This is a genomic window from Corallococcus sp. CA041A (assembly GCF_003612075.1).
Taxonomy (GTDB): domain Bacteria; phylum Myxococcota; class Myxococcia; order Myxococcales; family Myxococcaceae; genus Corallococcus; species Corallococcus exiguus.
Genome location: NZ_RAWF01000348.1, coordinates 1 through 8782 on the forward strand (window position 1 = coordinate 1; position 8782 = coordinate 8782).

At 70.6% G+C, this 8782-nt stretch carries 9 protein-coding genes; 4 read left to right on the forward strand and 5 right to left on the reverse strand.

Features of this window, described 5'->3' with window-relative positions:
• The first annotated feature begins 55 nt into the window (after positions 1 to 55).
• On the forward strand, positions 56 to 1240 hold the full coding sequence (locus tag D7V77_RS37955) for a tRNA-uridine aminocarboxypropyltransferase (protein WP_120581119.1): 1185 nt from the start codon (positions 56 to 58) through the stop codon (positions 1238 to 1240).
• 63 nt (positions 1241 to 1303) lie between these two features.
• Here D7V77_RS37955 and D7V77_RS37960 read toward each other — a convergent pair whose 3' ends face one another.
• Both D7V77_RS37960 and D7V77_RS37970 read right to left on the reverse strand, forming a co-directional pair.
• Positions 1304 to 2395, reverse strand: coding sequence for an acyltransferase family protein (locus D7V77_RS37960; RefSeq protein WP_233597485.1), 1092 nt, complete (start codon positions 2393 to 2395; stop codon positions 1304 to 1306).
• 443 nt (positions 2396 to 2838) lie between these two features.
• Positions 2839 to 3237 carry a (2Fe-2S) ferredoxin domain-containing protein gene (locus D7V77_RS37970; protein WP_199733963.1) on the reverse strand — a complete coding sequence of 133 codons (399 nt, stop codon included), beginning with the start codon at positions 3235 to 3237 and terminating at the stop codon, positions 2839 to 2841.
• A gap of 255 nt (positions 3238 to 3492) precedes the next feature.
• On the opposite strand from D7V77_RS37970, the gene D7V77_RS37975 reads away from it, so the two are divergent.
• On the forward strand, positions 3493 to 4614 hold the full coding sequence (locus D7V77_RS37975; protein WP_120581120.1) for a cytochrome-c peroxidase: 1122 nt from the start codon (positions 3493 to 3495) through the stop codon (positions 4612 to 4614).
• Between the two features lie 50 nt (positions 4615 to 4664).
• A complete protein-coding gene (locus tag D7V77_RS37980; protein WP_120581121.1) occupies positions 4665 to 5060 on the forward strand; it encodes a hypothetical protein in 396 nt (131 codons plus the stop codon).
• A 58-nt stretch (positions 5061 to 5118) separates the two neighbouring features.
• On the opposite strand, the gene D7V77_RS37985 is transcribed toward D7V77_RS37980, so the two are convergent.
• Positions 5119 to 6552, reverse strand: coding sequence for a chondroitinase-B domain-containing protein (locus tag D7V77_RS37985; protein ID WP_120581122.1), 1434 nt, complete (start codon positions 6550 to 6552; stop codon positions 5119 to 5121).
• Positions 6553 to 6683: 131 nt separating this feature from the next.
• Between D7V77_RS37985 and D7V77_RS37990 the strand changes: the two genes are divergently transcribed.
• On the forward strand, positions 6684 to 7223 hold the full coding sequence (locus tag D7V77_RS37990) for a hypothetical protein (protein ID WP_147452288.1): 540 nt from the start codon (positions 6684 to 6686) through the stop codon (positions 7221 to 7223).
• A 13-nt stretch (positions 7224 to 7236) separates the two neighbouring features.
• On the opposite strand, the gene D7V77_RS37995 is transcribed toward D7V77_RS37990, so the two are convergent.
• Positions 7237 to 7941 (reverse strand): DUF4476 domain-containing protein, encoded by a 705-nt coding sequence (locus D7V77_RS37995; RefSeq protein ID WP_158624566.1) that lies wholly within the window; start codon positions 7939 to 7941, stop codon positions 7237 to 7239.
• A gap of 109 nt (positions 7942 to 8050) precedes the next feature.
• Complete coding sequence (locus tag D7V77_RS38000) at positions 8051 to 8650, reverse strand: 2,3-diphosphoglycerate-dependent phosphoglycerate mutase (RefSeq protein WP_120581125.1); 600 nt, start codon at positions 8648 to 8650, stop codon at positions 8051 to 8053.
• Positions 8651 to 8782 lie beyond the last annotated feature (132 nt).

The window sequence follows — 8782 nt, forward strand, 5'->3', positions numbered from 1 at the left end:
GGCGCGCCCGGTCGACCGGGGCAGGGCGGGGCGGGGCCGTGATAAAGGGCCGGGCGTGCGTACCTTCTGCATCAAGTGTCTGCGTCCTGAAAGCGCGTGCTACTGCGCGCATGTCCCCCAGCTCCAGACGCGCACGCGCGTGGTGTTCCTCCAGCATCCGAGGGAGCGGCGCGTGGCCATTGGCACGGCGCGCATGGCGCACCTGTCGCTGACCAACTCGGAGCTGCACCGGGGCGTGGACTTCTCCGGCCACGCGCGGCTGGAGGAGCTGGCGAAGAACCCGGAGCGCGTCGCGGTGCTCTTCCCGGGCGAGGACGCCATCTCCGTGGAGGAGGCCCAGGCGAATCCTCCGGAGACGCTCATCGTCGTGGACGGCACCTGGCCGCAGGCGAAGAAGGTGGTGATGCGCAACCCGGTGCTCGCGGCGCTGCCGCGCATCGGCTTCGTGCCGCGCCGCCCCAGCAACTACCGCATCCGCGCGGAGCCGGCGGACCACTGCGTCTCCACCATCGAGGCGGTGGCGGAAATCCTGGGCCAGCTGGAGGGCAAGCCCGAGTACTTCGACCGCATGCTGGGCGCGTTCGAGTTCATGGTGGACACGCAGCTGGAGCGCCAGGAGACGCGCACGGGGCCCAACCGCCGCCGCATCTACAAGGGCGAGTGGCGCCCGCCGCTGGAGCTGCGCTCGCTGGCGGATGCCGCGGACCGGCTGGTCCTCTTCTACGCGGAGGCGAACGCGCACCCGCTGGAGGCGGGCATCCCGCCGGAGCTGGTGCACCTGGTGGCGGTCCGCTACGCCACGGGCGAGCGCTTCGAGGCGGTCATCGCGCCGGAGCAGCCGCTCGCGTACAGCACGTCGCTGCACGTGGAGCTGCCGGAGGAGGAGCTGCGCGCCGGTGAGCCGCGTGCCCAGGCGCTGGCCCGCTTCGAGGCGTTCCTGCGCCCGGACGACGAGCTGACGGTGTGGACCTCGTTCGCCCTGGACCTGCTGTGGAACAGCGGCCTGACGCGCAGGGCCGCGCGCAACGTGCGGCTGGTCACCGCGCGGGCGCTCAAGGGCAAGGCAGGCGGCGTGGAGCAGGCGGTGGAGCTGCTCAAGGCGCCGGAGGTGGCGACGTGGGCCCGGGGCCGGGCGGGCCGTCGCATCAACGCACTGGAGGCCGTGACGCGTGAGTTGGTGGCGCGTGGCAACGCGACCGAGCCGCCCGCGAAGCTGCCGCGCACCGGCTCCGAGGGCTGAATCCGCGAGCGTGGCCGCCCTGCGCGCCGTCGTCCCGGCCGCGTGAACGGACGGGGCTTCCTTCTACTGGCCCAGGCGCGCGGTGCCGACGCTGGCGTTCAGCGTGGTGGAGCCGGCGCGCCACGGACGGGCCTGCTCGCGGACCCAGCGGCCCATCCGGGCGATGAGGTAGCAGCCCACCAGCAGCGCCACGGAGGTACCCAGCGCCGCCGCGATGCCCAGCCGGGGACCGATGCGCTGCGCGAGGCCCGCGATGTCCGCCCAGCCGTACACCACCGGCAGGTGCAGCACGTAGATCCACAACGACAGCCGTCCCAGCGGCGCCAGCAGGCCGCTCACCCGCTGCGGCAGCAGGTTCACGACGCCCAGCACCAGCAGGCCCTGCGCCACGCGGTACAGCACCATCGTGGGACTGGTGGGCGTCCACTCCACGGGCACCCAACGGGTGAGCGCCAGCAGCGCTCCGCCCAGCGCGAGCAACGAGAAGCCCTGCGGCAGGCCCGGCTTGAGCAGGTGCAGCGCGTGCGCGGCGAACGCGCCCGCGAAGAAGAAGCCCGCCCAGGGGAAGAACGGGAAGCGGCTGCCCTCCCCATTGCCAATGAACTGCTGCAGCGGCACCGGCAGGTGCGCGCCCGCGTCCCACATCCCAACGCTCGCCAGGGGGATGCCCACCGCCAGCCCGCCCAGCAGCAGCGCCCGGGCGCCCCGGTTCGGCGTCACCACCAGCGCCATCGCGCCCAGGAGCAGCGCCGCGCCAATGCACTGGAGCGCGTCGAACTGGAACACCTTGCGCAGCATGGCTTCGGAGAAGCCCAGCTCGCGCACCGCGCCCCAGCCCGGCCAGTGCAGCAGGTAGCCCAGGAAGAGCAGCAGCAGCGCGCGGCGGAACCGGCGGCCGAAGGAGTCCTTCGCGGCGCCCGGCTTCGTGCCCAGCGCCATCACCACCGCCCAGCCGCTCACCAGCAGGAACAGGGGCGCGGTGATGCCCCGGATCTTCCAATACTCCTGGATCCACGGATGGTCCCGGAACGCGGGCGCCAGCAGCGCGTCCAGCGTGTGACCCATCACCATGGCGAGCACGGCCAGTCCTCGCGCGCCATCCAGCGCGGGGTGCCGGGTCTGCCGGAAGTTGAGCGAGGGACCGAAGCCTTTCAAAACGAGTCGAGCATAAGCCCACGTGCGGGCCTCGTCTCCAAAACGCACCAACCGTGGGGGTCGGCAAGCGTGGAAACGCGCCGGATTTTCACTCTCAGCCCAGGTCGCGTCCTTCGCGGAGGATGCTACAGGATGGATGCATGTCCGCCCGTTCCGCGCTCGCTGCCCTCGTGCTCCTCGCTGTCCCGGCCTCTGGCCGCGCCGCGTCCGGTGATGACTGGTTTGGCAGCGACAAGCCCAAACACTTCGCGGCGTGCGCGGCGGCCACGGGCGTGGGCTACGGGGCCGGCGCCGTCCTCTTCGATTCACCGGGCGCGCGTGCGCTCACCGGCGTGGGACTGGGATTGGGCGTGGGGTTGGGCAAGGAGGTGTACGACAAGGCTCGCGGCAGCGTCTTCTCCGTGAAGGACCTGGCGTGGGACACCGCTGGCACCGCGACGGGGCTACTGGCCTCGTTCCTCGTGGACCGGTTCATCACCGAGGTGCTCCTGCCCCCCCGGAGCGTCGCCGTCGCCGGGCGTGGCGGAGGGAGCGTCCGGGCGCGCGCGGCGCTCCACGAACTTCAGCAGCAGGTCGCGCTGCAGCCGGGGCTCCACCAGCAGCAGGCGGCCTTCGGGATCATCGGAGTCGGAGACGAGCACGGTGACCTGCCGGCGCGGACACTGGTTCATGCAGCCGGTGGGCGTGACGCGCACCTGGCCGGCGAGGCCCTTCTCGGCCAGCTCCCCCTGGAGCCAGCGCGGCAGGTCCTGCCCTCCGCTCCGGGCGCTCTTCGTCAGGCACTTGCGGCAGACGAGCACGTCCACCTCCCGCCCCTTGCCGCCCGTGTCTCCATCCTGCATCCGCCGTCCTCCGTGGCGCCCCGCTTCCTGGCGGATGCGCCACTGCGTGTAACCGAGACCTTGAAGAAGAGGTAGCGGCGCGGGGATTGTTCCGCAGGAGGCTCGGGCCGCGTCCGCCGGGCCGCCGTCCGGGCAGGCGCTGCCAGACTGATGGAATGGGAAAGGCCGCGCCGTGGGTGCGACGTTCTGTCGCGACGCCAGCCGCCCGGGGCACTGGTACGGTGCGCTCCGCGCTGCATCCGGGAGGCTCTTCACATGACGCGAAATCGATTGCTGCTCGGGTTCACCCTGTCTGTGATGGGAACGGGCTTGTTCGCCGGTTGTGAGCGCTCCCCAGACAAGGCTCCGGAGGCGAAGCCGGCCGCGCCCGCTCCCGTGGCGGAGCAGGTCCCGAAGCCCACGGCACCGGATGCCGCGGCGGTGGCGAAGCTGGCGTCGCACTTCTTCCAGGCGCCTCGCAACCAGGCGCCGCTGCCCGACGACACCGCGGAGCAGGTGGCCCTGGGGCGCATGCTCTTCCACGAGCCCCGCCTGTCGAAGAACCACGACGTGTCCTGCAACAGCTGCCACGGACTCGACACCTTCGGCGTGGACAACAAGGCGTTGTCGGAAGGTCACAAGAAGCAGAAGGGCAGCCGCAACTCGCCCACCGTCTACAACGCGGGCCATCACATCGCGCAGTTCTGGGACGGACGGGCCGCCACGCTGGAGGCCCAGGCGGAAGGGCCGATGATGAACCCGGTGGAGATGGCCATGCCGGACGCGAAGCGCGTCGAGGCCACGCTGTCCTCCATCCCTGAATACAGCACGCGCTTCCGCACCGCCTTCCCCAAGGGGGGCAAGCCCGTCACGCTGGCCAACGCCGCCCGGGCGCTGGCCGCCTTCGAGCGCACGCTCACCACGCCGTCGCGCTTCGACCGCTTCCTCGCGGGGGAGCACGTGGCCCTGAGCGCGCAGGAGCAGCGCGGCCTGGAGGCCTTCGTCACCACCGGCTGCACCACGTGCCACAACGGCCCGGCGGTGGGCGGCTCTTCGTTCCAGAAGCTGGGGCTGGTGGAGGCGTACCCGGCCCTCACGGACGCGGGCCGCTTCGACGCGACGAAGAACGAGGACGACCGGGGCTACTTCCGCGTGCCCACCCTGCGCAACGTGGAGATGACCGGGCCCTACCTGCACGACGGAAGCGTGAAGGACCTGCCCACCATGGTGCGCCTGATGGGCCGCTACCAGCTGGGCCGCACGCTGAAGGACGGCGAGGTGGACGACCTGGTGGCCTTCCTCAAGAGCCTCACGGGCGAGCTGCCCCCCACCGAGCGCATCTCCGCGCCGCCCCTTCCCCCCAGCACGAAGCGCACGCCCAAGCCGGACCCGTCGTAGCTTGCAGGAAACGTCGCGCCCCGCCCGGCGGGTGCTAAACCCTCGCGTCCATGACCTTCTTCTTCCATCTCCACTCGGGTCTTCGCTACCTGGTGCTGTTGTCCGGTGTCATCGCGCTCGCGTTCTTCGCGTTCGCGGTCGCCACGAAGCGCCCGTTCGACAAGGTGGGGCGCATCATCGGCGCGTCCTACTCCGGCTTCATGCAGCTGCAGGTGCTCGTGGGCATTGGCGTGCTGCTGACGCGCGGGTACTACCCGGCGCTCATCGGGCACATCGTGATGATGATTCTCGCGGTGGGCGCCATCCAGGGCCCCCTGTCCGCGAACCGCCGGCGCACGCCGCCCGGCTACGTGCTGCCGCTGGTGGGCACGCTGGTGTCGCTGGCGCTCGTGGTGGGTGGCATCCTGGCCATCCGCCCGGGGCTGTTCGTCTCCACCGCGTTCTAAAGCGCGCGGGTGAGGGAGCGAAGCGGCTGGGGTCTCCAGCCGCCTCGCCAGGCCTCTGCTAGCGACGGGCGCGCCGACGCAGGGCCAGGGGCACGAGCAGCCCGAGGAGCGCGGGCAGCAGGCCAGGGCTCGCGGTGCAACCGCCGTCATCCTCGTCCGGCGGCTCCTGCTCCGGGCCCGGGCCCGCGTCCGGAACGACGCCCGCGTCCGTGGTGCCGGTGCCCGCGTCCGTGCCGGTGCCCGCGTCCGTGGTTCCGCCGGTGCCCGCGTCCGTGCCGCCGCCCGTGTTCGCGGGGCAGTCACCCAGCGAGTGCTCCAGGGCTCCCAGCGTGGCCGAGGCGGGCCGGGCGCGCGCGCAGAAGTCCTCCGGCGCCAGCGTGTTCCTCGGGGCCGCGCCGATGAGCGACGACACGTCGCCCTTGACCGTCAGGTCCCCCTTGAGCGGCGCCACGTACCAGGACGCGAACGTGTTGGTGGCCACGTTCGACCGGTTCGCGCTCTGGGTGCCGGTGGCGCTGTCACGGTTGCGGATGACGCCCGTCAGGACGTTGCCGATGGCCTCGCCGGTGGACTCGGCGTAGCGGTAGTCCACGCCCGTCGTGCCGACGAACGTGTTGAACAGCACGCGCGTGTTCGCGGCCTTGTTCAGGTACACCGCGACGTCCGAGCAGTTCGCCACGATGTTGTCGCGGATGATTCCGTCCTTGTGCTCCGGCGAGCACGGCACGGTCGGGTCGAAGGCTGGCGCGCAGAACTCGTTCCCGGTTCCGCCTCCGCCAAACGACAGACCGATGCGCGTGTCCCCCGCAGGCTGGTCCTTCACGCACAGGACGCGGTTGCGCTCGAAGAGGCCGCGGTTGCCGCCGCTCTTCATGAAGGCGCCGTAGGAGATGCCGCCCTGCTTGGAGAAGTCATGCAGTTCGTTGTCGCGGACCACCCAGTCGTCGCCCGTGTCGATGTTCAGCTTGGTCACGGGCGTGCCCGTCGCGCGCGCGTGCGTGTCGTAGATTTCGTTGTTCTCGATGAGGCCCCGGTGCGGGATCTCCCACACGCCGCCGGCGTTCTTCGACGCGTTCACCTTGAGCTGCGCGTTGAAGTCGCGCACGCGGCTGTTGCGCAGGACGAAGTTCTCCGCGTGGCCGGTGACGTGGAAGGCGTGCTCACAGGTCTGGTCGTTCGCGCAGATGCCCTCCACCGTGAGCCCGTCGAAGGTCCAGTACCGGCCGGACACCTTGAAGCCCTCCTGCGCGTTGAAGCGCACGACGGCCGCGTGGCGGTTCTTCGCGCGCACGATGATGGGCGCGGCTTGGGTGCCCTCCGCGGCGCAGTTGAGGTTCGCGTTGACGGTGTACGTGCCGCCCTCCAGGACGAGCTCATCCCCGGCCTTCGCGGACGAAAGCGCGGTCTGGAGGTCGGCCACGGTGGAGATGCTCTTCACGGCCGCGCCACCCGTCAGAGGCAGCAGGAGCAGTGCGAGGGAGACGGTTCTCAAGGGGGGACTCCCGGTACGAAGAGAAAGGGGGGCGCTGACGTTACCGGATCCCCACGCAGGGCAGGCTGCCGGGCGTGCGCAGGCATTCCGGGCGCTAGGGGATCCGCATCCGCGTGAACACTTGTCCTCTCATGGCTCGCCAATCCAGAGGCTCGCGACGGGGACGCTCCATTCTCACGGTGTCAGCGCTCGCGGGGGTACTGCTCACGGCTCCGGGCGCGTTCGCGCTGCCTTCCCAGGGACAGTCGCTGCCCGAGTTCTCCGCGCGCGACCTGACGAACGGGAAGCACGCGAGCGACGAGTTGAAGGGCCGTCCCACGCTGCTGGTCGTCATCACCAACAAGGACGCGGGCGCCCAGATGCGCGGATGGTTCGACGCGGCGGACCAGCACGTCTCGGACTCGGTACACCGCCAGTCGCTCCTTGCCCTCAAGCTGCCGTTCTTCGTCAGCGAGGGCACCGCGCGCGGCAAGGCGAAGGGCCAGGTGCCTCAGTCCTACTGGCAGGACACCTGGCTGGACAAGAACGGTGACATGGCCAAGGCCCTGGGCCTCTCTCCCAGCGAAACCCCCTATGTCCTGGCGCTGGACGCGGAAGGACGGGTGCTGGCCAGCGTCCACGCCACCGCGGACTCGCAGGAAGCGCGGACCATCTGGTCCGCGCTCCGGTAGTGACGCGAGGAGGCTAGTAGCGCCCGCCGCTGTCGAGGATGGCCTGCAGCTGCTGCTTGTCGTTGGAGAAGGGGAACGCCTGGTACAGCTGGTAGCCGTTCTGCGGATCCAGCAGCGTGGGCCGCATCAGGCGCACCACCTCCAGCTTGTCGTTGGAGAAGTTGAACTGCCCCAGCACGGACAGGATGTGCGTCACGAGGAAGTTCTCGTTCGGGGCCACCTGCGACAGGATGCGCAGCTTCTCGCGCGGGAAGGACTCGCGCACCATCGCCGCCGTGATGTTGCGGAACTGCACGTCCGAGATGGGCCGGACGACCGGCGGCGGCGGGGGCGGCAGCGGCGCCGGGTGGTTGACCACCACCGGGGCGGCGTCGTCCACGTACTCGCTCAGCTTGTCCAGCTCCTCCATGGCGTTGCGGATGCTCTCGCGGCCCTTGGCGTCCTTCGTGCGGGACATCGCGTCGCGCAGCGCGCTCTCCAGCCGGTCGATACGGCGCGCCACCTGCTCACGGTCGATGACGACCTGGTTGCGCGAGGGCACCGGCATCGGCATCGGCTGGGGCATCGGTCCCGGGCGCGGCGTGGACTGGCCCGGGGGCGGCGGGCGGCGGAACTCGGCGCCGCCAGAGATGGTGACTGATTCCGCCGTTTTGGGCGCCGTCTGGGCCAGGGCCGCGGCGGAGGAGAGCAGGACGACGGCGAGGGTCAGGGCCTTCATGGTGTGCATCCTTGGGGGTGTTCGTGCTTCGTCCCATCTGACGGGCAAGAAGGCCGCTCATTCAAGCCCCCTCCCATCTTCCCCAGGAAGGCCCTGCCGTCAGGGCGGCTCAGCCGCGCTTGGAGACGACCTGTCCGTCGGCGCCAATCTCGTAGACGAGCGGCACGCCGGTGGCGAGCTCCAGGCCCACCACCGTCTCGCCGGACAGCTTGTCCAGGCGCATCACCAGGGAGCGGTTGGAGTTGCCGTGCGCCACGACGAGCACGTTCTTGCCCTGGCGCAGGTCGCCCGCGATGGCGCGGTCGAAGAAGGGCAGCACGCGCTTGGCGGTCATCTCCAGGGACTCGCCGTTGGGGGGCGGCACGTCAAAGGAGCGGCGCCAGACGTGGACCTGCTTCTCGCCGAACTCCTTGGCGGCGTCCGCCTTGTTGAGGCCCTGCAGGTCGCCGTAGTGGCGCTCGTTGAGGGCCGCGTCGCGGATGACGGGCGGGGTCTGCTTCAGCGCCTCCAGCAGGATGGCCAGCGTCTGCTGCGCCCGGCTGAGGGCGGAGGTGTAGGCCACGTCGAACTTCACGTCCTGGAGGGCGTCGGCGGCCTTGCGGGCTTCGGCGCGGCCCTGCTCGGTGAGGGGCACGTCCACGAAGCCGGTGAAGCGGTTCTCAAGGTTCCAGAGGGACTGACCGTGACGGACGAGGGCGAGGATGGGCATGGCCTCTTGGAGACGACCTGTCCGTCGGCGCCAATCTCGTAGACGAGCGGCACGCCGGTGGCGAGCTCCAGGCCCACCACCGTCTCGCCGGACAGCTTGTCCAGGCGCATCACCAGGGAGCGGTTGGAGTTG